This is a genomic window from Butyrivibrio sp. XPD2006, assembly GCF_000420865.1.
In the GTDB taxonomy this organism is placed as follows: Bacteria; Bacillota; Clostridia; order Lachnospirales; family Lachnospiraceae; genus Butyrivibrio.
Map to the genome: position 1 here is coordinate 1 of NZ_ATVT01000008.1, position 26,452 is coordinate 26,452.

19 protein-coding genes and 1 rRNA gene are annotated in these 26,452 nt (G+C 41.8%); 18 read left to right on the forward strand and 2 right to left on the reverse strand.

The window, feature by feature from the left end:
• From G590_RS0110240 to G590_RS0110280, 9 genes are all read left to right on the forward strand, one after another.
• Positions 1–260: ribosomal RNA gene (locus tag G590_RS0110240) — 23S ribosomal RNA — on the forward strand; the annotation flags it as partial.
• A 257-nt stretch (positions 261–517) separates the two neighbouring features.
• A complete protein-coding gene (locus G590_RS0110245; RefSeq protein WP_022765571.1) occupies positions 518–1,420 on the forward strand; it encodes a chemotaxis protein in 903 nt (300 codons plus the stop codon).
• A 102-nt stretch (positions 1,421–1,522) separates the two neighbouring features.
• The gene (locus tag G590_RS0110250; protein WP_022765572.1) at positions 1,523–2,341 is read left to right on the forward strand and encodes a hypothetical protein; all 819 of its coding nucleotides are present in this window, start codon (positions 1,523–1,525) and stop codon (positions 2,339–2,341) included.
• Positions 2,338–4,704 carry a hypothetical protein gene (locus tag G590_RS0110255; protein WP_155828748.1) on the forward strand — a complete coding sequence of 789 codons (2,367 nt, stop codon included), beginning with the start codon at positions 2,338–2,340 and terminating at the stop codon, positions 4,702–4,704. Before G590_RS0110250 ends, G590_RS0110255 begins: the two co-directional genes overlap by 4 nt.
• 42 nt (positions 4,705–4,746) lie before the next feature.
• Positions 4,747–5,364 carry an imidazole glycerol phosphate synthase subunit HisH gene (gene hisH, locus G590_RS0110260; RefSeq protein WP_022765574.1) on the forward strand — a complete coding sequence of 206 codons (618 nt, stop codon included), beginning with the start codon at positions 4,747–4,749 and terminating at the stop codon, positions 5,362–5,364.
• 11 nt (positions 5,365–5,375) lie between these two features.
• Positions 5,376–6,140: an imidazole glycerol phosphate synthase subunit HisF gene (hisF, locus tag G590_RS0110265; protein ID WP_022765575.1), complete on the forward strand. Its 765-nt coding sequence runs from the start codon at positions 5,376–5,378 to the stop codon at positions 6,138–6,140.
• Positions 6,131–6,808, forward strand: coding sequence for a uracil-DNA glycosylase (locus tag G590_RS0110270; protein ID WP_022765576.1), 678 nt, complete (start codon positions 6,131–6,133; stop codon positions 6,806–6,808). Before hisF ends, G590_RS0110270 begins: the two co-directional genes overlap by 10 nt.
• A 75-nt stretch (positions 6,809–6,883) precedes the next feature.
• The gene (locus G590_RS0110275) at positions 6,884–8,176 is read left to right on the forward strand and encodes a diaminopimelate decarboxylase (protein ID WP_026494074.1); all 1,293 of its coding nucleotides are present in this window, start codon (positions 6,884–6,886) and stop codon (positions 8,174–8,176) included.
• A 15-nt stretch (positions 8,177–8,191) separates the two neighbouring features.
• Positions 8,192–9,088 carry a tyrosine-type recombinase/integrase gene (locus tag G590_RS0110280; RefSeq protein WP_022765578.1) on the forward strand — a complete coding sequence of 299 codons (897 nt, stop codon included), beginning with the start codon at positions 8,192–8,194 and terminating at the stop codon, positions 9,086–9,088.
• 67 nt (positions 9,089–9,155) lie between these two features.
• Here G590_RS0110280 and G590_RS0110285 read toward each other — a convergent pair whose 3' ends face one another.
• Together G590_RS0110285 and G590_RS0110290 are read right to left on the reverse strand one after the other, a co-directional pair.
• On the reverse strand, positions 9,156–10,184 hold the full coding sequence (locus G590_RS0110285; protein WP_022765579.1) for a 3-deoxy-7-phosphoheptulonate synthase: 1,029 nt from the start codon (positions 10,182–10,184) through the stop codon (positions 9,156–9,158).
• Between the two features lie 45 nt (positions 10,185–10,229).
• A complete protein-coding gene (locus G590_RS0110290) occupies positions 10,230–12,092 on the reverse strand; it encodes a TaqI-like C-terminal specificity domain-containing protein (RefSeq protein WP_022765580.1) in 1,863 nt (620 codons plus the stop codon).
• A 121-nt stretch (positions 12,093–12,213) separates the two neighbouring features.
• On the opposite strand from G590_RS0110290, the gene G590_RS0110295 reads away from it, so the two are divergent.
• The 9 genes from G590_RS0110295 (at position 12,214) to G590_RS0110335 (ending at position 26,435) form a co-directional block, all read left to right on the forward strand.
• Complete coding sequence (locus tag G590_RS0110295) at positions 12,214–13,779, forward strand: TolB family protein (RefSeq protein ID WP_022765581.1); 1,566 nt, start codon at positions 12,214–12,216, stop codon at positions 13,777–13,779.
• Positions 13,780–13,791: 12 nt separating this feature from the next.
• Positions 13,792–14,421 carry a C39 family peptidase gene (locus G590_RS0110300; protein ID WP_022765582.1) on the forward strand — a complete coding sequence of 210 codons (630 nt, stop codon included), beginning with the start codon at positions 13,792–13,794 and terminating at the stop codon, positions 14,419–14,421.
• A gap of 11 nt (positions 14,422–14,432) precedes the next feature.
• Complete coding sequence (locus G590_RS0110305; protein WP_022765583.1) at positions 14,433–16,262, forward strand: C1 family peptidase; 1,830 nt, start codon at positions 14,433–14,435, stop codon at positions 16,260–16,262.
• A 303-nt stretch (positions 16,263–16,565) separates the two neighbouring features.
• The gene (locus tag G590_RS0110310; RefSeq protein ID WP_022765584.1) at positions 16,566–16,856 is read left to right on the forward strand and encodes a hypothetical protein; all 291 of its coding nucleotides are present in this window, start codon (positions 16,566–16,568) and stop codon (positions 16,854–16,856) included.
• A gap of 290 nt (positions 16,857–17,146) precedes the next feature.
• On the forward strand, positions 17,147–18,352 hold the full coding sequence (gene cbiD / locus G590_RS0110315; RefSeq protein ID WP_022765585.1) for a cobalt-precorrin-5B (C(1))-methyltransferase CbiD: 1,206 nt from the start codon (positions 17,147–17,149) through the stop codon (positions 18,350–18,352).
• A 56-nt stretch (positions 18,353–18,408) separates the two neighbouring features.
• On the forward strand, positions 18,409–19,854 hold the full coding sequence (glgA, locus tag G590_RS0110320) for a glycogen synthase GlgA (RefSeq protein ID WP_022765586.1): 1,446 nt from the start codon (positions 18,409–18,411) through the stop codon (positions 19,852–19,854).
• Between the two features lie 14 nt (positions 19,855–19,868).
• The gene (locus G590_RS0110325; RefSeq protein WP_026494076.1) at positions 19,869–21,530 is read left to right on the forward strand and encodes a putative polysaccharide biosynthesis protein; all 1,662 of its coding nucleotides are present in this window, start codon (positions 19,869–19,871) and stop codon (positions 21,528–21,530) included.
• A 141-nt stretch (positions 21,531–21,671) separates the two neighbouring features.
• On the forward strand, positions 21,672–23,906 hold the full coding sequence (locus G590_RS0110330) for an InlB B-repeat-containing protein (protein ID WP_022765588.1): 2,235 nt from the start codon (positions 21,672–21,674) through the stop codon (positions 23,904–23,906).
• 180 nt (positions 23,907–24,086) lie between these two features.
• The gene (locus G590_RS0110335; RefSeq protein WP_022765589.1) at positions 24,087–26,435 is read left to right on the forward strand and encodes an InlB B-repeat-containing protein; all 2,349 of its coding nucleotides are present in this window, start codon (positions 24,087–24,089) and stop codon (positions 26,433–26,435) included.
• Positions 26,436–26,452 lie beyond the last annotated feature (17 nt).

Genomic DNA, 26,452 nt, shown 5'->3' on the forward strand with positions numbered 1-26,452 from the left:
AGGAGCTGTCCTTAGTACGAGAGGACCGGGATGGACGGACCGCTGGTGTATCAGCTGCACCGCCAGGTGCATAAGGCTGGGTAGCCACGTCCGGAAGGGATAAACGCTGAAGGCATCTAAGCGTGAAGCCCCCCTCAAGATGAGATATCCCTCCTTTATGGAGTAAGACCCCTTGGAGAGTACGAGGTTAGATAGGCACAAGGTGTAAGCACGGTAACGTGTTCAGCTGATGTGTACTAATAGGTCGAGGGCTTATCCAAAAAGCAAAGGTTAGAGACGGATCTAAGAGATTTCAGTGTTCGGTTTTGAAGGTACAATTTTTTATTGCATTTTTAAACGAAAAGCAAAATTTATAAAAAACTTATAAATCAAATCTTAAAAGACGGACAAATGCCCGTCTTTTTTGTTTTTTTGTATTTATTTGTAAAAAATTATGCTATACTAAATGAGGATATTTAAATAATTTTCAATCGGTTTTATGTTAAATAACTTATTCTTTTTTACGTGAGGTGAGCGAATGGAATCTAAGATCCTGCTTGAAAGTGGTAACAATGAGTTAGAAGTACTTGAGTTTAAAATCGATGATCACTGCTATGGCATCAATGTTGCTAAGATTAAAGAAATTATCGTTTATCAGGAAGTGACGCCGGTTCCCAACGCCCACCCTAGTATAGAAGGCATATTTATGCCCCGTGATACTATGATCACTGCAATTGATCTTAGGAACTGTCTGCAGCGCGGAGCTTCAAAGGCCGGTGGATTATTTATTATCACAAACTTTAATAAGCTGGATATCGCTTTCCATGTAGATTCTGTTGTTGGTATCCACAGAGTATCATGGGCAGATATTATAAAACCAAATGCTACTATCTCAAAAGCTGAAGAGAGTATATCTACAGGTATTATCAAATTTGAGAATCAGCTTATAATTATTCTCGATTTTGAGAAGATTGTATCTGATATCAATCCAAATACCGGTCTTAATATGGATGCTCTCGGAGATATCGGATCACGTCCTCGTAACGAGGTTCCTATTGTTCTTGCTGAGGATTCACAGCTTCTTAATAAGCTTATTGTTGATTCTCTTAACAAGGCAGGATATAACAATGTAAGACATTTCGAAAACGGAAAGCTTGCTTACGATTATATCAAGGCTTGCAAGGATAGAAATGAGCTTGATAAGATCAAATGTATCATAACTGATATTGAGATGCCTATCATGGATGGTCACAGGCTTACTAAGCTGGTTAAGAGCGATGATGCTACCAAGGACATACCGCTTATCATTTTCTCATCCCTTGTTAATGAGGAAATGCGTAGAAAGGGAGAATCCCTTGGAGCTGACAGACAGTTATCAAAACCTGAGATTGGAAATCTCGTATCTGTAATTGATGAACTAGTTAATGCAACGGATGGCTGATATTAACTGATCCCAACTCCCTTTGCTAACTCAGTTATGAAAACATGTTTTCAATGACTGCTGTGGTAAAGGGAGATTTTTTTATTAGACGGGGTGAGAATTATGGAGAAGAGCCTTTCAGAATATATAAATGATAGTGATAAACTGGTCATCGGAATTGGCCGTGAGTGGGATTGGATATCTAAGGGGATTCAACGGGACTTAAGATATCAGGGGTTGAAAGAATACTGTGAGGAAGAAGCTAACAACTGGCTATGGCCCATAGTTGAGTTTGAGTACGGCTATTATAATAATGATGAGAGAATAGATGAAGCATATAAGGCTTTGAGGAGTCTTATAGGTAATAAGAGTTATTTCCTGGTTTCTGATCTTTTCCTTCAGGATGCGCTTTTGAACGGCTTTGAAGAAGAAAACTGTGTATACCCCTGCGGAAATTACAGATATCTTCAAAGCGGAGACCCGGAAGATGAGCTTATAGAAGTTACTAAATCAGAGGATTTCCAGGGAATAGTATCAAGGATACACAAGATAATTACTGAAAGAAATGGTCAGTTGGGAGAGGAAGAAACCTTTTATAAGCCATTTTTTGACGGAAAATTATTATATCTTAACCAAAAACGCGAAGAATATAGTAAAATTAAATATAACGAGAGAGCATATTTATATAATTGGGATAAATATCAGAAATATCTTTCAAATACCCTGGGAAAGAACCTGCTGATTCTTGAGCTGGGTGTTTCCCTTGATTATCCCACTGTTATCAGATGGCCTTTTGAAAAAGTTACATTTATAAATAAAAAGGCTCATCTTATCAGAGTGCACGAAAAGCTTTATCATCATACCCCCGAAATAAAAGTAAAAACGGATTCGATACAGATGAATTCGGTTAATTATATTTTGCAGGAGAGAGAAGGGCTATGAATTCGAACAACGAGGAGTATCTCGACAGTCTATTGAATTCCGCTCAAAAATCGAATAGCAACAACCCTCAATCTGCACTCAGCAGAATGTCTTCTATGCATAACACCTCGGGTTCACAGAGTGGATCTGGGGATATTAGTGCGCTTGTAAATAATTCAAACGGTAATCAGGATCTTGATGAAATAGGAAGTCTTTTAAGTAAACTTGATTCTGATGAAATCGTAGATGATAAGCTGGCAGCTCTTTTGGATGACATTGAAGAGCCTACAGACCCCGGTATACCTAAGTTTAGAGTTGGCGATGCTCCTTCAATAGAGGATGTAAGAGATCCGGAGGAGATTGCTCTTGATGAAGCCATAGCCGATGCTGAGAGAATGGATGCCGAGATGCAAAGCGGCAAATTTGACGGAATGCCGGCCAATACAGGAGCGCCTCTTGTTGATACTTCGGAGGGAGATGACGCTCTTTTAGAGATGGCTCCGGAGGTTTCGCTTCCGGAGGATAATCAGGTAGTTCTGGAAAATGAGGCAGGATCTGATGCAGATCAGACACCTGAGGAAATATTAACAGATCTTTTGGATGACATGCCTGATGGCGGGCTTACGAATCCTGAAGGAGAGGCTTTACAGGAGAGCCTTAGCGACGTCCTCGACAATATGAAGGATGAAGCTGATGAAGAACCTGCGCCTGACCTTTCCATTGATATGCCTGAGGAGGCACCGCAGGAAACAGCAGAACAGATTACAGAGACTTCTTCTGCAGAAGATGACATAAATCTTGATGAATTATCACTTGATGATCTTGAAAGCCAGATGGATGAAATAGCCGGATCGGGAGAAGCACAAGAAGCTGCTTCAGAAGCGGCACCTGAGGCAGATGTATCCGGTGCTGTAACAGAGGATGCCATAGAAGAACTGGATATGTCAGGGTTTACTATGGATGGCGGTGAACCGGAAGAACATGATACCAATGGCTCTGATCAGGCTCCGGCAGATGAAGCGTCTGCAGAAGCAGCAGAAGATGCTCCTCCTATTGAAATACCGCTTGATTCGTTTTTGGAATCCGATGAGCAGGGTGAAGCAGAAAAAAAGGAAGAAACATCAGAGTCTTTGGATGCCATATCAGAAGAAGATTTTAACCTGGAATCACTTGAAGCCAGCCTTGACAATCTTCTTGGGTCAGAAGAAGGAGATTCGGGTTCTACTGAAGGTGAAGTAGCAGCTCTCGCAGAAGTGGCTGAAGAAAATGCTGCTTCCGGAGATGAAGCCGGTGGCGATGAAGTATCAATGCAGGATCTTGATGCTCTTATGAATTCTCTTGCCAATGATGAGATCGAGGATATTGAGAGCACGGCTGCGCAGGACGAAGAAACCGGCCATGCTGAAGAATCGGAGATTCCCAAGGAAGATATCCTGGATGCTTTGACAGAGGACGGATTTGGCGATGAAGGTGCAGGAGAGCCATCTCTTGATGAGCTTGCCTCAATTCCTGAAAAAGGTGCCGATGAATCCGATGATGGAGATGAAGCACCTGCCAAGGGTAAGAAAAAGAAAGGCAAAAAAGAAGGTAAAGAGAAAAAGCCGGGATTATTGGCCAGACTGTTCCAGGCTCTTACAAAAGAAGATGAAGAGACCGAAAATGAAGGCCTTGCCAGCCTGACCGATGAGAACCAGCAGGTTCTTGATGAGCTTGGTGAAGGCGGAGCTCCTAAAGGCAAGAAAAAGAAAGAAAAGAAAGAGAAGAAGCCTAAGGAGAAAAAGCCTAAGAAGGAGAAACCACCGAAGGAGAAGAAGCCTCCGAAACCCAAGAAGGAGAAAAAACCAAAACCTCCTAAGGATCCCGGAGTTCCGGAAAAGGCAATATCACCCAAGAAGATTGCAATATCAGGAATATTTGCAGCGAGCCTTGGTATTCTTGTCATGATACCTGCTCTTGTACTTCCTGACAGAATAGCCTCTGAGAGAGCTGAAACAGCGTATACTCACAAAGAATATACAACTGCTTATAAGATGCTCTATGGCAAGGATATGAACGAAAACGAGACTGTGATCTATGAGCAGTCAAGAGTTCTGGCCTGGGCTCAGAGATATCTTGACGGGTACGATAATTACACAGCCATGAACATGAAGGAAGAAGCCCTTGATATGCTGCTTATGGCTAAGCGCAACAAGAGCAAGCTTTTGGAAGAGGCTGAAAAGTATAGTGTTGAAATTGAAGTTAATAGCGTGTACGATAGTATAGAATCGTTGCTTGCGGAGAGTTATGGCCTGTCAGAGGCTGATGTTGAAGAGATTAACTCAATCAAGAAGGATAGAGATTATACTATCAGGCTCATGGAGATAGTTGGAACTTTTGAATCATAACTACTGCGTGGCATCGATACCGGGGAAGGGAGAAGATGCCAAGTGGTTGCAATTATCGACTATGATGCAGGTAACATAAAGAGTGTTGAGAAGGTTTTCCAGTATCTTGGAGCCGACACAGCAGTTACCAGAGATCCTGAAGTTATCTTCAGGGCAGACCGCGTTGTTCTTCCGGGAGTAGGTGCATTTGGCGATGCCATGAACCGAATCAGGGAGTACGGTCTTGAAAACATAATTAATGAAGTTGTTAAAAAGGAAGTGCCCTTTTTGGGAATATGCCTGGGTCAGCAGCTTTTATTTGAGTCCAGTAAGGAGTCAGATGGAGTTCGCGGCCTGGGCATTTTGCGTGGAGAGATAATAGATATTCCGGACAGAGATACAGAGGGTAATTACTACAAGATTCCGCAGATAGGCTGGAATAACCTTAAGATAAGAGAAGGAGCAAGACTATATAAAGGTATCTCGGGAGAACCCTATGTTTACTTTGTTCATTCATATTATCTGAAGGCTGCTGACAGATCAATTGTTGCAGCAACTACGGATTATTCAGTTACTATAGACGCCTCTGTGGAGTGCGGAAATGTCTTTGCCTGCCAGTTCCATCCGGAAAAGAGTGCGGATGTCGGAATGCAGATACTGGATAACTTTTTACATATATAGGAGCAAACAGGATGCTTACAAAGAGAATCATTCCCTGTCTGGATGTAAATAACGGCAGGGTTGTCAAAGGAATAAATTTCGTGAATTTAAAAGATGCGGGAGATCCGGTTTCTGTTGGTGAAGCTTATTCAAAGGCAGGGGCAGATGAGCTTGTTTTCCTTGATATCACAGCTTCAAACGAGAGAAGAGCAACAGTTGCCGATATGGTAAGGGAAGTGGCCAAAAAGGTATTTATTCCCTTTACAGTTGGCGGAGGAATCAGAACCGTAGATGACGTCAGAGCAATCCTCAGAGAGGGTGCAGATAAGGTGGCTGTGAATTCAGCAGCTATCGACCGACCTGAACTCATTGCAGAAGCTGCTGAGAAGTTCGGAAGTCAGTGCGTTGTTCTTGCGATAGATGCCAAGAAACGTGAGGATGGAAGCGGCTGGAGCGTATATAAGTTCGGCGGAAGAATAGATATGGGACTTGATGCTGTAGAATGGGCCAAAAAAGGAGTTGAACTGGGGGCAGGAGAGATACTTCTTACAAGCATGGACTGCGACGGCACCAAGAACGGATATGATATAGAGCTCACAAGGGCTGTTGCTGATGCGGTTTCCGTACCTGTAATAGCTTCCGGCGGAGCAGGGGAGCTGTCTCACTTCTATGATGCACTTACAGAAGGCGGAGCAGATGCGGCTCTTGCGGCTTCTCTTTTCCATTATAAAGAGCTTGAGATTAATCAGGTAAAAGAGTATCTGAAAGGGAAAGGAGTTCCGGTAAGATGGGGATGATAACCGGCGATTGGCTTGAAGCAGTAGGAGACGAGTTTAAAAAGCCATATTATAAGAACTTATACGAATTTGTGAAAAAGGAATACAGCACACAGGTGGTATATCCTCCGTCAGAGGATATCTTTAATGCTCTCCATTTCACAGCTCTTAAGGATGTGAAGGTGCTGATCCTTGGACAGGACCCATATCACGAACCGGGGCAGGCTCACGGCCTGTCTTTTTCGGTACTTCCGGGCAAAGCAGATACGCCTCCTTCACTTCAGAACATATACAAGGAACTAAGTGATGATCTGGGATGCTATATTCCCAATAACGGTTATCTTAAGAAATGGGCTGATCAGGGTGTTCTGATGCTTAACACAGTTCTGACAGTAAGAGCTCACGCTGCCAATTCCCATCAGGGGAAGGGCTGGGAACAGTTTACGGATGCAATTATTCAGGCCGTCAACAAGAAAGATGAGCCTGTGGTCTATATGCTATGGGGAAGACCTGCTCAGATGAAGAGGTCCATGCTGGATAACCCCAAGCATTTGGTGCTCACAGCGCCTCATCCAAGTCCTTTGTCGGCATACAGAGGATTCTTTGGCTGCAAGCATTTCAGCAAAGCCAACGAATTTTTGAAGGCGAACGGTATAACGCCAATTGACTGGCAGATTGAAAATATTTAAGTTTACTCTTGCAATATAGTGCGCTGACGTGTTAAAGTTTGAGGTAAGTTTTTATTGTTAGAGTACCGGAGGATCATTATGAAAAAACCTTTTGTAACCCTGGAAAAAGTCCAGGAGATCGTTAAAACCTACCCAACACCTTTCCATATCTATGATGAGGAGGGCTTTTCCCAAAACGCCAAGGCAGTATATGATGCTTTTTCCTGGAATAAGGGATTTAAGGAATATTTCGCTGTAAAGGCAACACCGAATCCAAGACTTATGGAGATATTAAAGAGCTTTGGATGTGGTTTTGACTGTTCTTCAATGACAGAGCTCATGCTCAGTAATGCAATCGGAGCAAGCGGAGAGGACATAATGTTCTCATCCAATGACACTCCTCCGGAGGAATTTGTTTATGCGGACAAGCTGGGCGCTATCATAAATCTTGATGATTTTACTCACATCGATTTTCTTGAAAAAACCATAGGCAAGATTCCTGAGACTATCTCATGCAGATACAATCCAGGCGGAGTATTCACCATGGCCAATCAGATCATGGATAACCCCGGAGATTCCAAGTATGGTATGACCAAGGAGCAGTTATTTGATGCATTCAAGATACTCAAAGAGAAAGGTGCAAAGAGATTCGGCATCCATGCTTTTCTTGCCAGCAATACCGTAACAAATGACTATTATCCCGAGCTTGCAGGACAGCTCTTTGAACTTGCCGTAGAGCTGCAGAACAAGACCGGCGCCAAAGTTGCGTTTATCAATCTCTCCGGCGGTGTTGGAGTTGCATATCGTCCGGATCAGGAGAGCAATGATATTGCAGCAATCGGAAGAGGCGTTCACGAGCAGTATGATAAGATCCTTGTTCCGGCAGGAATGGGTGATGTAGCTATCTTCACAGAGATGGGAAGATATATGATGGCTCCATACGGAGGACTGGTAACTAAGGCTATTCACGAGAAGCACATATATAAGGAATATATCGGTGTTGACGCATGTGCTGTTAACCTCATGAGACCGGCTATGTACGGCGCATATCACCACATTACCGTTTTAGGCAAAGAGGATGCACCTCTCGACCATGTATATGATGTTACAGGATCTCTTTGCGAGAACAACGATAAATTTGCAATTGAGAGACAGCTCCCCAAGATCGACAAGGGAGACTATCTGTTCATACATGACACCGGAGCCCACGGATATTCTATGGGCTACAATTACAACGGCAAGCTTAAGAGCGCTGAGCTTCTTCTCAGGAAGGATGGAAGCGTAGAGCTTATAAGACGTGCCGAGACTCCTAGAGATTATTTTGCGACCTTTGACGGACTCAAGGTTTATGATAAGTTAAAAGAAATCATGGATAGCGAAGGCGTTTAAAAGGGTGTAAAAGCTATGATGGACGCTCTGATACAGGAATTTACCGAATATCTTAAAGGTGTCAAGAAGACCTCTGAGAACACTGTGATCTCATATAAAAGAGATCTTGAGAGAATGCTCTCATATATGGAGAGAAGGGGAATTACTGACGTTAAGGATATTACTCAGGATCGCCTGCTGGACTATGCAGGGAGCCTTCATGATGAACATTTTGCTGCTTCATCCATTACAAGGCATTATACTTCAATAAAAGCTTTTTTCCGTTATATGTTGGAAAATGGCAATATTGAGGATAACCCTGCTGAAACGTTAAAAAGTCCACAGATTGAGAAGAAGGGGCCAAGGGTTCTTACAACTGTTGAGATTGAGGATCTTTTAAGCCAGAAATTCTCTAATGATGCAAAGGGCATGAGGGATAAGGCTATTTTAGAGCTTATGTATGCCACCGGACTCAAGACGTCTGAAGTTATAGGGCTGAAGCTATCCAACGTCGACTTAAGTCTTAGCTGTATCAGAATAACCGGAAGCGGAAGGAATGCAAAAGAAAGGCTGGTGCCATACGGCAAAAAAGCCAAGGATGCTCTTAGCAGCTATCTGCTTAAGGCAAGAGGAGAGCTGCTTACTGAGAATGAGGACGATGAGACAGTGTTCCTTAATTGCAGCGGGCTGCCCATGAGCAGGCAGGGGTTATGGAAGCTTATCAAGACTTATGTTAAAAAAGCAGGTATCAATTCGGATATTACACCATTTACATTAAGACATTCATTTGCGGTGCATCTTGTGGACAATGGAGCGGATGTATCATCGGTTCAGGAACTGATGGGGTACTCTGAGAGCAATACCATTTCCAGATACATCAAAAAGAGAGATGACTCAAAGGACCCATTTGCCTGGGCAAGGATTCGAAATTAAAAAGAAGCCAACAAACTATATTAAGTTTGTTGGCTTTTATTATACTTGAATGATCAGGATCTGACGGTTACGCAAGTTCTGCAATTTCAAGAAGGAGTCTCTCTGTGTCCTCCCATCCAAGGCAGGGATCAGTGATTGATTTGCCGTAGATGCCTTCGCCGATCTTCTGGCAGCCTTCTTCGATGTAACTCTCGATCATTACGCCCTTGACGAGATTCTTGATGTCAGAGTTGAGATTTCTTGAATGGAGTACCTCTTTTACAATTCTTATCTGTTCTTTGAACTGTTTGTTTGAATTGTTGTGGTTGGCATCAATGATGGCAGCCGGGTTAACAATTTCTCTCTGCTCGTAGAGCTTAAGAAGTAGGCTAAGATCCTCATAGTGGTAGTTTGGAAGTGACTGACCGTGCTTATTGTTGGAGCCTCTGAGTACACAGTGAGCAAGAGGATTGCCGTTGGTATTGACTTCATAACCTCTGTAAACAAAGGTGTGTGGCTGCTGAGCAGCATATACGGAATTAAGCATTACGCTTAAGGTTCCGCTGGTTGGATTCTTCATTCCGGCAGGAACATCAAAGCCGCTGGCGGTCATTCTGTGCTCCTGGTCCTCGACGCTTCTGGCACCGATAGCCACATAGGAGAGGATATCAGCGACGTAACCCCAGTTCTCGGGGTAGAGCATTTCGTCTGCGGCTGTAAGACCGGACTCCTCGATGGCCTTGATCTGCATGTGTCTCATAGCTACGAGACCTGCTCTGAAATCAGTCTTGCCTTCAGGATCAGGCTGTGATGTGATTCCCTTGTAGCCGTCACCTGTTGTACGAGGTTTGTTGGTATATATTCTGGGGATAAGGATAAGCTTGTCCTTAACTTTCTCATTGACTTTGCCAAGACGTGATACATAATCGCAGACAGCATCTTCATTGTCGGCAGAGCATGGACCTACGACAACAAGAAACTTGTCACTCTTACCTGTGAAGACGTCAGCAATCATGGCATCTCTTTCTTTTTTGAGGGCTGTGAGCTCCTTGCCAAGAGGGTACTCCTGTCTGATCTCTTCAGGAGTAGGGAGCTTCTGTATATATTCAAAAGACATTTCTATTCCTCCGATTCTAAATAGTCCGTGTTTCACTATAGCACTTTAAACTGGAAAAGTAAATAGTGATCTTACCTTTTTATTTAAAGCATCATAATCTTTGTTTTTAACAAGTGCTTCAACGATTTCCCTGTCCTGTACCGAACACTCCGGAATAGGAAGCTGTTCAAGGCAGGAGCGCAGTACTTTGAAGTTTCTGAACCTGTTTTTGTAGTAGAAACTGATTATATCAGAATTAAGTACAGCCATGATATATGCCGGGCTGTATCCATCTATTTCCGGAATCATGATATTGGCACTGTTAAGAGAAAGTAGCCCATCCACATCCATGGCGACTATCGGTTCATCAGCAATGAAGCGGTAAAAGAGCTTGCCCTTTGCACGATAAAATCTTTCGGGGGCGCATTGCTGGAATCTCTCCGGCGCAAATTGTATGTAGCGCCTGGCAGCTGAAATAGAGTACTTCTCAATATCTTTTCCCGTAACAATAGGTTCATAGCCCGGAAGCGGCATGTCTGATATCAGAGTCTTATTGGAGCCGGTGACTATTCCAAGTGCAAATTCTGCATTGCCCTTTAAAGTAAAGTGAGGAACAGACTCAATCTTCCTGATAAGAGAGTAGTCTTTATCATCACAAAGGATGTGAAAACTGCTGGGCCTTAGTCTTTCTGAAGCAGCTTCAAAGCTTTTTTTTATGATGAGCTCAGATTTTACTGTTTTTGAAAAAGAGACTTTCGTAGTATCTTCCTGGTTCTTGGAGCATTTCTTTTTCAACGTCAGAATAATGCATGGGCACTGTACTTTATCAAATACTTCTCCAAGATAGCTTATAGAGCAGATCTGTGCTTTATCAAGCATGAGAGAACGGATTGCAGCGTGCATCCTGACATCCAGGATGGATTCCGGAAGGAGAAAAGACATCACTCCGTTATCAGAAAGCATTTGAAGGCTCTTTTCTATAAATAATGAAAATGATTCGGGGGTACCTGTTCCGTTATAGGAAACAAAGTGCTCTTTTAAGACTTTCTGCTCATCCTTTGGGTACACATAACCCCAGGGAGGATTACCGATTATATAGTCAAAAGATTCTTTTGAAAAAAATTTCAATGAATCCTGCAACATAATATTCTGTTTGATTGTATCTAAAGTAGAAGAGGTCCTGATGGAGTATTTCAGGACTAAATTGATCCTTGCTATGGCTACTGCCATCGGGTCGATGTCCGAGCCATAAACGTTCTCGGGTGGAAACTCATCCGGCAGCCGCAGGAGAAAATTACCTGTGCCACAGGAAGGGTCAATTATCTTCACACCAAAAGGCATGGTTTCAGGGAGCGCCTCATGGACAATCCTGTCCACCACGAAGAAAGGAGTATAGTAGGAACCGGTGGATTTCTTTTCCCCAAGACGGCGGAGCGAAATATAGAGCATTCCCAAAGTATCCTCCCCCTCAACGAACATCAGAGGATACTCGTCCAAAAGACTTATGGGAAGGGGTGACGGCTCTTTTCCCAAAAGGGAACATGCAACGCCCGCCGGGATGTCTTTTGCTTTACAAAAAGAACGTGCATAGGTGGAGATGATATCCCAAACAGGGATCTGAGTGCTCTCGAGATTCCTTATAAGGGATTTTATTATTGGATAATTTGGAGATGAGCTGTCGATGTAGGACCCCGGCAAATAGTTACTGTTTATTCTGGTCTTGTTGCGACGGCTTTTTAGATAAACGGAATCATCCAGTTTTTTATGGACTTCCATTATTTTTTCTTTTGAAAATATATAGGGAGATTTGGAGATGCATGGAAGTTTTCCAAGTTTGACCCAGTTCTTGACTGTGGCCTTAGAAATTCCCAGAATCTCAGAGACCTCCGATAAGTTGAAGTTTTCGTTAAGTGCTGCATTTTTGTTCATATTTACATTATTAATTGGAAAATACCAAAATGCAAGTGCAAAACCAAAGCTGATGCTGTATAATGCAATAGTTTGAGTGCATTTTTAAATAAAAAAATATAAGTGTAGGGAATGGAAATTTATGAAAAAGAAAGATGGCGGAAAACTGATAATAATTATAGCTTTGGCTGCAGTAATTACTTTGGCTCTTGTTTTGGGATACAGGTTCCTGAAATTTACAAACGGACCGGCTGCAAACAAGATGAAAGATATTGTCAGATACACATTTGGACTTGGTGATGATTCTGATCTTAATAAGGAACCTTACGAGTATAAGCAGCAGAGCAGCAGAACGTATAAAGGTAAGAAACTCTATCAGAGCTGCGGATATATTTATAACGACAGTGGCGTGGTTCTTGCTGATTACCAGGTGGGAAACAGTTACGGACTTCAGATCTCTTTTGACATAGACAGAAAAAGAGGTGTGTTCATAAATGACTCTAAAGGTTACATAATAAATGCAGATCTTGGGATTGAGAAAACCATTGATAATTGTAACTATATCACTATCTGCTACGAAGGTGATTATGTCTGCTACAGTCAGGAAGGAACTCTGTATATTTATGACGTTATGACAAGAGAGGAGAGTCGTATAACTGACGAGGAAACGGCAGGATTCAATCCTACATTATCGCCGGATGGAAGAACTGTTCTCTTTACAAGTTTAAAAAAGGGTACCGATGTATTGTATATCGGCGGACTTGACAGGGATGTTACCGAGATTGCAACTGCAGATGAAAATACATCATTTTATACAAGAGCAGTCTCTGATGATGGTTTGACCTGCTATTATGAGTGCAGATATGGCGATGAAGATGGAATTTATGTTTATCACGACGGTAAAATGAAAAGGATAAGCACCAGAAGAACAAGTTCATGCTACTTTGACAGAGAGTGCAAGAAGATCCTCGTTTCAGATGATAAGGAAGCTTTCTATTATGACACTTCTCTTAAGGAGAGAGTCGTACTTGTTGATAAAGGGTATAGCAGGTATATAAACATCTTTGGTACAGACTTTTGTCAGTCAGATATTTTTGAGGGAATGTATATTGTTGATACAAACAGCTTCTCGGATGTGGCTATGATATCCACCGGTGAAGAAGTATATGCTCTTCAGGGTGATAAGCCAAAGGCTGTTTTGCTTGCAGAAGATGTCATTTTTCCAAGATATGGCATAACAGCTGAGGGACCTGTATGTATTTACAAAGACGATGAGAAACTGATGAAATCTGTAAATATTAACGGAGAGGCTGTTAAGACTGAAATTATTTCAGATGTATCAAGGATGGATAATCTTGTGATGACAGAGGATCTGTCAGCAGGCTATTATGATCAGGGCGAGAATAATGACGAGGGAGCGTATTCAGATTTTCTTTACAGCTTTAAAGTAGGCGAGGAACCTAAACGTATAAAAGAAATAGGAAATAATATATTTGAACCTGTAAGGTGGGATAAATTTACAAAAAAATGCTATTATATAAGTGGCGGAAACCTTTATTCCATGAATGGTGACGGAACCGATGAGAAGCTTATTGGGGAAGGATTTTCAAGCTTCACATTCTTCTTTGGAGGCGATGAAGTGCCTGTTGTTGAGGATGCAGATCGCGCTGAATACCTCATCATTGGTGGAGAGGTTTACAAGAAGTAAGGTATATTTTTCATGAAAAAACCATATGGGGGCATTACAAACGTATCTAAATATCTGTTGGAACAGTATGGCGATAAGGGTGTTCTGGTCAAAAGAGGCAGATCCATCCTTATGAATCAGATGTCCATGGAGCAGATCAGCGGTCGCAGGACAAGGAACTGCTCTGTGGTGGCTGTAGCCAGGGTCGTGGATTACTATCGTCAGACAATGAAGCTGCCCGGAATCCCCGAGGATATCCATGTGCTTTACAGATTTGTCGAGGAAGTGGCCCAGGCCTACGGCTATACCGATAAAAGAGGTACTATGCCGTTTTTTATCGCCGGAATTACCAGAGAGACTTTCAAGCAGTATGGCATTAAGGCCAGATGCAGGGGAGTATACGTCTGGAGCTTTGAAAAGCATGTGGTCAGAGAGATATCGGCCGGACGTCCTGTTATCATGAACATCGCCAGAGGGTTTTATAAGGACCACACAATAGTTGTGGCCGGCTACAGTATATGGAAGGTTGGGGACAAGCTTTATCCGATGCTGAGAGTTATTGACGGCTGGAAGAGTGGTATCCACTATATAGATTACGAGGCGTTTTCAACAGATATTTCACAGTCAATATTTGGTTCTTTTAACACAACCATCATTTCTTAAGAGGGCTTGAAATGAAAAAGAAAACCGGTATCATCCTGGCAGTAGTTCTTGTGTTTGCAGTAGCCGCCTGTGCTTGTGCATTTGTGATGTTGCGGCCAAAAAGTCCGGCCAATCCATCCAGGAGAGATGATGCGCAGATAGCAGGCGTATCAGGCGATGAAGATCTGGAAGCTGTTGTTGGACAAGACACCGGCAGCACAGATACCGTGACGAAAGCAGACGAAGCTAAGGAGAGTACTCCGGCGCTTACCGAAAGCGTTGTCCAGCAGAATGCGAACAAGCCTCTTAGTGATGACGTTGAAGTTGTCAGTGAGCTCAGCCTCAATGAGGCTGTTGTTATGGGGGACGGTGATATCGGCACCTTCTATGGCGATGAAGAGTTTAAGGACGTTGTACCGGTGGACATTAACTCTTTTTCCGCATCGGATATTCCATCCAAATACGATTCAAGAGATGTAGACGGCAAGAGATATGTGACGGCTGTTAAAGACCAGGGTTACTCATACCTTTGCTGGACCTATGCAGCTATGGGAGCTTGCGAAAGTGATATATTAAAGCACCATCCGGATATCGGATTCAATGATATAAACCTGTCAGAGAAGCATCTTGCTTACTATAACATGCATGAGGCTCCGGGATCTTTAGCCGGAGGAATAGACGGAGACTGGCGAGTATTTGTAAATGATGTAGGGGAACCCGATGCTTTTGTAGTTGATGCTGACACAGGATATATCGCGACCGGAGGTGTTACGAATTTTGTTATCAGCATACTCTCAGCATGGAAGGGGCCTGTTGATGACACAGGAGCAGATTCATTTAAGAGTCTGTACGGAAGCTATTATCTGTTTACAGACAATACGGATAAACCATCTGATGCGTATTCGGGGAATTACCACGTGCAAAGCGTTCTGCAGATGCCGTCAAATATCAATAACAATACTTTGATCAAACAGATGATAATGGAGCACGGCTCGGCGACAGTTGGCGTATGTGCAGATGGCAAGTTCTTTAAAGACCACAGCAGCACACTTTATTCAACATTTGGAGGAGAGACTCCAGCGACAGCCGATCATGAGGTTCTGATCATCGGATGGGACGATGACTACAGCGCATCCAATTTTAAGTATACTCCTGAGGGAGACGGAGCATGGCTTTGCAGAAACAGCTGGGGAGATGGCTCGGGACAGGGCGGATGCTTCTATCTGTCATATTATGACGAGACCACAGCCATCAGCAATGCAGCCTCTTATGATGTGGTGCTCAGGGATGAAGATGACTGGTATGACAACAACTATCAGGTTGGCGGATTCATAACCAACAATGTGAGTACACTTGATGATGCGTTAAACACTGCCAAAGCGTATTCTGCTTCTTCAAATCCTTATGGTGTGTTGTATACTGCACAGTCCGATGAGGAGCTTAAGGCAATAGGCATAATGGCATTTGACCTCTACCAGCAATATGAGATAAGCATTTACATTGATCCCGTAATAGAGGGCAATGATCTTACCTGCGGCGGAAAAGAGCCTGTTCTGACCCAAAAGGTATCTGCAATCAGCGGAGGATATCACACCTTTGAACTGGATGAGGCAATTGATCTGAAAGAAGGAGATAACTTCTTTGTACTTGTAAAGCCTCACACCAAGGGAAGACTTGCCTTTGAGAAAGCCGGTGAGACAATGAGTGATCCGTGCTATGATGAATGGGACAATCTCACCGGTAATATTGACAATAATTATACAGCAAGCGGACAAAGCTTTTATATATCAGATGACGGGAATTCAATGATAAGGCAGGATGATAAGGACTTCTTTGTCAAGGCTTATACCGTTAACAAGTAAAAAAGGACATTAAAAAAGAAGACTTAAGGTCTTCTTTTTTAATGGTTTCACAAGATTTTTTTGGGAGGAGGGCAGTTTAATGGGGAGTTAAACTGCCCAGGTATGAAAAAAGTTTTGTTGGGGGAGTGAGAATTTTGTTCTCACAATGTATATCGGAGAATGAAGCTTTTACTTTATAGTTAATTATAAATAAATATATACGAAATTACGACAATAAATTTGTGCACAATGTAGGAACAAGCGTTTGAAATATGTGAAAAAGTATGTTATATTGTGTTTAGATTAAAGAAAGGCACAAGATATATGAATAAGAACGAAAAAGAATTGGAACAGATCAGTACAACAGACAAATTAAAAGCTTTAAAGGCTCTTAAAGAAGCCGGACTTCGCGTTGAACTTAGCAGCAGTGGGGTCCCTACAGTTGTCTGTGTTTCACCTCTTGATATCGATAAGGAAATAAAGAATGTACGTAAGGTCCTTCAGGGCCTTCGCTACAACGGAAGCTTCGGAGTAAGAGGACCCAGGAAGACAGATCAGATATCCGGAGAAGATGTAACTGAAAAGAAAGAAGAAGGAGAAGCAATCCCCGCATAACAACCTTCCGCAATAAAAAGGCACCTGCAAGCAGGTGCCATGATTTTGGGAGGAGGGGTCGATTAGTGGGGAGCCAATCGACCCGGTATGAAAAAAGTTTTGTTGGGGGAGTCAGAAGTTTGTTACTTCTGATATGTTAATATCTTACTTGCTAAATTTGGACAAATTATGGACGATTTATAAAGAAAGCATAAAGTAATTCGAAATAATAAATAATTGTCTAACGAAATTGAGTATATAGTATAATTGATTATAGAAACTATAATGATATCTATTGCGAGGGGATTTGTATGGACAGGTTTTCTGCAAGAGACATGGGGTTTTCATTAAGTCAGATTTCTTCGGGAGATTGCGCTGCAGCCGCCGCCAGAGCCGCTGCCGCTGATCTTATCTTTAAGATTGGTTATGAAAATGTAACGGTAAACCATTCACATGGTGCTTCAAGGACCTATATGTTGCAGCGCCTTGATGAGCGTTGCAATGCTGATCAGTCTGAATTTGTGGCGTTGATGGAAGGTGGTATGGCACCTGATATCAGAGAAAGAGCCAACATTCACGTATGTGTTTCCAAAATAAAGGATATAAGAGAAACAGCAGATAATTCACATATCGATCTTCGGTATCCAAATCTCTTTTTACGGGGCGGAGAAGGTATAGGAACTGCGGTTGCAGATATGGCCGGTATTAAGAAAGGACAGCCGCTTATCGAGAAGGAATCAAGGGCGCTGATCTTTGATGCTGTGGCAGATGTGTGTGATGCTTCAGACGGCAATCAGCTTCTGATGATAACTGTTTCCTGTCCGGAAGGTATGATGATCGCAGCCAAGCAGTCAATGGGCCAGAATGGATTTGTCGGCGGAATAACAATAAGAGGAAGCTATGGACATATTCCTCCGATACATATGAGAGAGATTTCAGATTCTATAGATGCTCAGATTCATTACCAGACTAAACAGGGAATCAAGTCGATTCTTGTGAGCCCCGGCAAATACTGTGCAGAGCAGATAGCACAGAGCCTTCATGTTGACCTCAAGACCAGCATCCTGTGCTATAATTTCCCGGGACAGGCAATAGATGAGGCTGTCGCTGAAGGCGTTGAGAACCTGCTGCTTGTAGGAAATGTCGGTAAGCTTGTCAAACTGGCTGCCGGTATCATGAATACCAATTCTACGGCTTCGGACGCAAGAAAAGAGATCTTTGCCGCACATACAGCTCTGGTTGGAGGAACATCAGCTCAGGCCAAAACACTTATGGGCTGTACAACCGTAGATGAAATGCTTGCTCTTTTGGACAACTGGGGGCTTCGTGACAGGGTTATGCAGAGTATAATGGGGCAGATAGAGATTTCAGTGCGAAGAAGATGTCATGGCAAACTTCGATTCGGAGTTGCTCTTTTCTCCGAACAGTTTGGGCTTTTGGGACAGACATCGGATACAAGAAATGTTCTTGTAAAGGTTTCACAGGAACAATATGCATTGTCACTTAAGATGAAATAAGATAGACTATTTATATAATTAGTTATTTAATCTGCAAGGTTAGGAGATGACAGCTAATGAAAAACATCCTGTTTGTGGCTTCAGAAGGAGTACCTTTTATTAAGACAGGCGGACTTGCCGATGTAGTGGGATCACTCCCCAAGAATATCGACAAGAGATACTTTGATGTAAGGGTTATTTTGCCTTTATATAAGTGCATCAATCAGCAGATGAAGGACAAAATGGAGTATGTCTCCAATTTCTACATGGACTTCCACTGGAAGAATGAGTATGTAGGAATCTTCAAGGCTGAGGTTGACGGCATTAAATATTACTTTATCGACAATGAGTTTTATTTCAACGGAATGAAACCTTATTGTGATGATGTTATCTTTGAAATTGAGAAGTTTGCTTACTTCTCCAAGGCAGCATTATCAATTCTTCCTGCAATAGATTTCAGACCTGACATCATTCATTGCCATGACTGGCAGACAGGACTTATACCTGTTTATCTCAAGGAAAGATTCCAGGGAAGTGAGTTCTACAGGGGTATTAAGGCGGTTATGACAATCCATAACCTCAAGTTCCAGGGTAAATGGGATATCAAGAAGGTTCAGGAGATCACCGGACTTCCTGATTATTATTTTACACCTGACAAACTTGGACTTTACAAGGATGCCAACCTCTTAAAGGGTGGTATCGTTTATGCAGATGCCATAACAACAGTAAGTAAGGCATATGCTGAGGAGATCAAGACAGAGTTCTACGGTGAAGAGCTTGACGGACTCTTAAGAGCAAGGGCTAATGACCTGAGAGGTATCGTAAACGGTATCGATTACGATGAATTCAATCCTGAGACAGATCAGTACATACCTTACAGGTATAATGCTATCAACTTCCGTAAGGAGAAGATCAAGAATAAACGCGCTCTTCAGAAAGAGCTTGGCCTTAAGGAAGATGACAAGATGATGATGATCGGTATTGTTTCAAGACTGACCGATCAGAAGGGATTTGATCTCATCAACTACGTTCTTGATGAACTGTGCCAGGATGCAATACAGCTTGTAGTTCTCGGAACAGGAACAGAACAGTATGAGAACTCCTTCAGACATTTCGACTGGAAGTACAATGACAAGGTTTCTGCCAATATCTATTATTCAGAGCCTATGTCACACAAGATATATGCTGCGTCAGATGTATTTCTGATGCCGTCACTGTTTGAGCCCTGCGGACTTTCTCAGCTTATGGCGCTCAGATATGGTACAATACCGATTGTAAGACAGACAGGCGGTCTTATTGATACCGTAGAGCCTTACAATAAGTTCGAAGGAACAGGAACCGGATTCGGATTCCTTAATTACAATGCTCATGAGATGCTTGGTACCATCCGTGAAGCTGAACATGTTTACTATGATCAGAAGCGCGAGTGGAATAAGATGATCGACAGAGCCATGGCAGTTGACTTCTCTTGGAAGGTTTCTGCTGAAAAATATCAGGAGATGTACGATTGGCTCAGGCCATAATAAGTTTTTCTCAAATGGATAGTTATTCAAACAAAGAAAACTCTAAAAAGGGACTATTTGTACAGGCCGGGATTCTTGCTATTGCAGGCGTGATATCAAGAATTATCGGCCTGCTTTACAGAAGCCCACTCACAGCCATTATCGGAGATGAAGGTAATGGCTATTATTCGACGGCTTATAATTTCTACGGAATTGTTCTTCTTATATCTTCTTATAGCATACCGTCAGCTATATCCAAGATTCTTTCAGGTAAGATAGCAGTACAGGAATACAGAAATGCGCACAAGATATTCAGAAGCGCTCTTATTTATGTTGCCATTGTGGGACTTCTCGGAGGACTTCTTTTGTTCTTCGGGGCGGATTTCCTGGTAGTAGGACGAAGCGCTACAGTACTTCGATTCTTTGCGCCTACTATATTTTTCTTTGGCTTTCTGGGAGTTCTAAGAGGCTATTTCCAGGCTCACAGAACAATGGTACCTACATCTATCTCTCAGCTTATAGAGCAGGTGTTTAACGCTATTGTAAGTATCACAGGCGCTGTTATACTTACAGGAATGGCAGGCAACGATGATCCGTCTAAAAGAGCTGTGTACGGTGCTATAGGAAGTGCTCTTGGTACAGGGTCCGGAGTACTTGTTGCTCTTATCTTCATGTTTCTTGTATATCGCTTTAACAGCAGCAATATTCATAGAAGAATAGAAGAAGATACTCATGAAGACATGGGGTATCGCACAGCGTTCAAGCTTATTCTTATGGTTGTTACACCATTTATTCTGAGTACTTTCATATACAATGTATCAACAACTCTGAATTCAACGCTGTTTACCAGGATACTTATAAACATTAAGGGAATGGAAGACAGTGCAGTTGCATATCAGTACGGTATATTTTCCAGTAAGGCTATGGTTATAACGAATCTTCCGATAGCGCTTGCCAGCGCAGCTGCAGCAGCTATGATACCGGAGATCTCAGCTACTCTGGCCAAGGATGGAATAGAGGAGGCTGCGAATACCGTATCCAGAGTGACGAAGGTAATACTCATGATCTCGATTCCGTGTTCAGTAGGTCTTTTTGCGCTTGCCAAGCCTGTTATGATGATATTGTTTCCTCAGAGAGAATCTCTTGATGAAGCTTCGCTGCTCCTTATGTTCCTTGCAATTACAGTCGTACTCTATTCATTGTCAACTGTGACCAATGCAGTTCTGCAGGGAATAGGCAAGATATATGTACCTGTAATAAACGCTTTTATATCTTTGCTCATTCAGGGGGCGATACTTGCATTTCTTCTGTTGTACACGGATCTTAATGACATTGCACTGTGTATTGTAACTATTACATATTCATTTATGATGTGCGTGCTCAATAATTTCTTTATGAAGAGAAGCCTGGAGATTACCTATGATATTAAAAAGACCTATGTACTTCCGATAATTTCGGCAGCTGTTATGGGTGGAGCAGCTTTTGGTATACACTATCTGTTTTCACTCTTATTTGGGCTTTTTGTGGGAAGTGCGTATTTCACAAATCTGTTTGCATCTATCATTGCAATCATAGTTGCAATCATAATTTATTTTGTCGTTTTGATAAAATCAGGAGGAGCTTCTGAAGATGACATAAGACGGTTTCCAAAAGGAGCCTCTATTGTTCGAATACTGAAGAAAACAAAAATATTATAGTTTCTTAATAATTATTTTAAAAATTACAAAAAAATGCCCGATTATGATGGTTTTTATGATTGGTAAAATATTAAAATGAGTTGTGGGAAAAATTCACAAAATTTTCACAACTCATTTTTTCTTATGTAGGGAGGGCATTTTATGTTAAGAAAATGCAACAGATTACTGTCATTTCTCCTGACCTTTGCGCTTGTTATCACGACATTCGGTAGTGATTTTGCAAATGCAAAGGTTTTTGCTGTTGAAGAGGAGAGTGTTGTTGAGAACACGACAGAGAACACAGAAGAGGTTTTGCCAGAAATCTTTGAGGAGGTTGAAGTACCTCAGGAGATTGTGGTAGAGAACACTGAAATAGAAAATGCTGAGGTAGTAGATGCTGCTGCAGAAGCAGAGGTAGAGAATGAGAATACCGAGGCAATAGTTACAGAAGAAGCTGAAAATACTGAGGAGGTTGAAACTCTCGCTTCTGAAGAAACTGTAGAAGTTGCTGAAGCTGTAGAAACTGTTGAAACCGAAGAAGAGGCGACAGAAGCAGCGGAATTAACAGAAGAAGAAAAGGCAAAAGCAAAAGCTTTGAAGCTTCTTGAAGAAGAAACAGAGGAAGTAGAAGAGGAAGAAGTAGAAGCAGAAGAAAAAGAGTTTGCTGCATCTACAGAGATCGACAATCTTGTGATTTCTCTTTATGCTGATCCCGGGGTTCTTCCTGCTGATGCAGAGCTTAGAGTAGAGAAGGTCAGCTATGCTCAGGAAGAAGAGATCAAAGAGCTTATCGATGATGAACTCGGTGAGGAAAAAGAAGTAACAGAAACATTCTCATATGATATCAATATCTATTCTCCCAGCGCAGACGGATACGTTCAGCCGGAAGATGGAACAGTTGAAGTGAGATTTGAAGAGGTTGCGGCTGCTGAAGATGACAGCCTTGAGCTCTCTGTTTTCCATGTAGATGATTCCATTTCAGATGCTACAGAGGTGGCTTCAGCTGGTAGCGAGGCTACGGATATCAGCTTCGATGCTGAGCATTTCTCGATTTATTCTGTTACAATTTACAGATGGGTTGACAGAAATGGTAATGGCCATGGCGATGTTGAATTTAATGCCGGCGTATATAAATACAATGAGGAAACTGGTGAAGCTGAACCATTAGACACAGAGAATTCTGTTCGCAAAGTTGTTGTTAATGCAGTTGACTTGGACAGATATGTATATGTTTCTGCTGCAGATACAGCTCCTGTAATCTTTGGCTATGCATTTGATGTTGCCAAGGTAGATGGTAAGGAAATAGCAAGTTTTTATAAGAGTAATACAAATGCTTATGCGCGTTTGAAGGATTCAGATGATTATGTAGAAATATCTGCTACAGCCGAGGAAGCTGTTCAATTCTTCTACAGAGCTGTAGAGAGTACTGAGTATGAGACCAAGAATCATATCGATCTTGGATTTACCAATGCAGAAATGCCTGAAGTAGCCAAGGCTGAGATCAGTTTTGGTGACGGATGGCATGACATGAATAACAAGCCTGTAGATGAGCCGGATCTTGCAGTTCAGGAAAAGAGATATATTCCAGACAGAACAATTTCTGCATCCGAGATCATTACTTTCAGAGTAACGCTTAAAAACGGAAACCAGTACGAGCATACTACAACCGAAGCTGAGAACAGGAATGCATATGAGAGATGCAAAAATGCTCATACATATTGTCAGAACAAATTCGGATTTGACTTCAAATTTGATTTTGTAAAAGACTTTGGCTATGGTGCTACAGTTTATTATCATAGCAATTTTGAAAATGATGTAGTTGAAGATGACGTAGTTGAGTGGACAAGTCAGGAGGAAGGACAGGCAAGCCAGTATACTATTCTTGCTTATGATGCTGAGAAGCTTAATCTTCCTGCAAATGATGCAAGATTCACTTTCCTTGGCTGGGATGAGGATCCTGATGTAGAGACACCTGCATATGCATTTGCTGATGGACAGTTCACTCCTTCTACAATGGATATCAATAATGGAGATACAGTAAATCTCTATGCTATTTGGAAGGATAATGCATATGAGGTAAAATTCTATCTCAGAAATGATAGCACAAGTACTTATGATCTTATTGACACACAGTATGTAATAGAAAATGAATTTGCTACAAAACCTGATCTCACACAGGAAGATTCAACATTCAAAGGATGGTATGAAAATACCGGTTTGAGCGGTAATCAATATGACTTTGCAACACCTGTTACAAAGAATACCAATCTTTATGCTAAGTGGATCAAAAACAGAGAAGAAATTTCATATTATATTCTGATTGGTGATCTTGTTGATCCTATTGAAGGACCACAGGATAAGGTATATTACTATCCTGAAAACAGTAATCCTATTTAGAAAGGTACCGCCAAGAACATAGACCTTATAGATGGACTTTATAAGGAATGGAGATATTACTATTGGTATAAGGCAAAGTTTAGTTATCCACAAGGACTTGATCAGAACGAGATTGACTATACAATTGAAGATTCTGCCATAGCAGGTATAAATGAATACCTCAACAAGTTTAATACAGGTTTGGAAGAAGATTCTCCGGATAGAATAACCTATGATGATGTTGTTTGGTATGTTTATAAGAGACAGGCTCTGAATACTCATATTGATGGATATGTTTCTGCACATATTACATATATCGCAAACGGTGGCGGAACAACTCCTGATGGCAAGACTACTGTTTTAACTGACAAGAAGATGCTTGGATCAACAGTATCAGTCAGAGACAATATGTTTACTGTGTCAGGCAATAACAGATTCCGTGGCTGGAATACTAAAGCGGATGGAACTGGAGAGTGGTATTATCCTGAAGCTCCTGAATTTGCACTTAACAGGAACCTTACACTTTATGCTCAATGGGGTGTAGATAAGGATTTCACAGTAAACTTCTACTATCAGAATGAGAATGGTGTTTATCCTGCGACTCCGAACAAGACATTCGTTCAGAATATTGTTGTTCCGGTTAATCCTTCAGAGACAGTAACTGTAACAGGAGCTGTAGATAGTACAACTGATCCAAGTGCTGATCTTTCACCTGTTTATGATGCTGCAACCAAAACTGTTTCTTACGCTGAGAAATTTGTTTCTGAGAAAATTGCTTACAAATACGACCAGACTGTTAACAGTCCTCTTGTGATCAGAAATGATGATGGTACATATATTATTGATGTTTACTATAACAGAAGCGATTTTGATGCAAGTGTAAAAGTTACAGCTTTAACTACAAGTTTTTACTATGATGGTAAGGCGCATGATTATCCTCGCTATACTGTAGATTATGTTGCTGACGGCTTTTCTGTTGAGGATGTAACTGTAGAAATAAACAACAAGAATAAATCAGTTACAAATGTAGCGGATAGCCCTGCACCGAACGTTAAGAATAATCTTGTTAAGCAGATCAAACTCAAAAATAATGAATCCGGTGTAGCTTACACTATCGATGTAAATGAGGATGGATCTGTCAGCCAGTCATCACCTTTCTATGGAAAGGTTACAGTAATCAACGGCCGTGTTGATGTTCGTCCCAGACCTCTTGAGATTAAGGTTGGTTATGCAGAGAAGAAGTTTGACGGTGATTATTTCCATGCTGATCAGTATGGCAAGAATGCTGATAAGACACTAGGAAGGGAGACAATAACATATACTGTTAAATATCTTCCGGATGAGGCGGATATTGATCTTACACTTGATGATGTTCTGGTTAATATTCCTAAGGATGTAATAACGGTAGAACAGAGCAAGATCAGTAATGAAGAGATCAGTATTTTAGGAGACAGGCTCAAAGTCCTTATCGATAATAAGAGTGTATCAAAAGACAATTTCATCATAACCATCAAGAAGGGTGATCTTAGAATCACACCTGTTGATAATAAGTGGCGCATTAAAGTTTCAATCAATGCTGATGCAGAGGGTGATGGTAATAAGAAGGTAGTTGTTTACAACGGAGTTACCCAGTCAGTTATCACAAATCTGAAGCTTACAGTTACTGACAGGGAAGGAAATGAGATCATTTATGATGATTCAATAGTTCCTGCTGAAGATGATGGCAGAACAAATATAGCTGAATATCTTTTAAGCCTTCTTCAGAAGATCAGAGGTTTCATGGTGCTTACGGTACATGCTTCAGATGAGTGGCAGGAGTTACCAGCTCAGACTATCACTCACGATGGCAAGAACTATACAGTAAGTGGCCTTAAGATTAAAGGCGGAGAAGGTGTTGATGTAGATACCTACCCTGTTACACTCAACTATGATGACATGGACATTACATTAGACGGTGTAAGCGTTAAGTCATCTCTTGCAGAGAACCAGCACGGTGATGAGATAATTGGAAGCCTTCAGGTCATTGAGAGAAATGTATATCTTTCATCGGAGAGTGCTTCAAAGGTTTATGACGGAACACCACTTACAAGACCTGTTGTTGCGGTTGATGTAGATGAAGCTAACAATAAGTATGACTTCGTAGCAGGTGAGGTTGTTGATCTTAGAGCAGATGGATCAATTACAGAGGTTGGTTCAGTAGAAAACAGGATCACATACACCAAGGTGGCTAATAAGTATAAGGACAGGAACTATATTGTTCATACTACAGAAGGTACACTTACAATTACCGGAACAGGCGGAGACAATCCTCCTTCAGAACCTACACCTCCACCAACAGAGCCTACACCTCCATCAGTAACACCACCAGCAGGACAGGTTCTCGGTGCTGTACGTGAAGTTCCAAGTGGTGACGGCGCAGCAGTTCTCGGTGCAAGAAGAGGACGTACAGAGGATACAACAAATACTCTGGGCAGAATTATTACAATAATTGTTGCTGCAGGTATTGGATTTATGATGATATTCATCAAAAGAAAGAAAAACGAAGAATAATTCCACTACATAAGAAA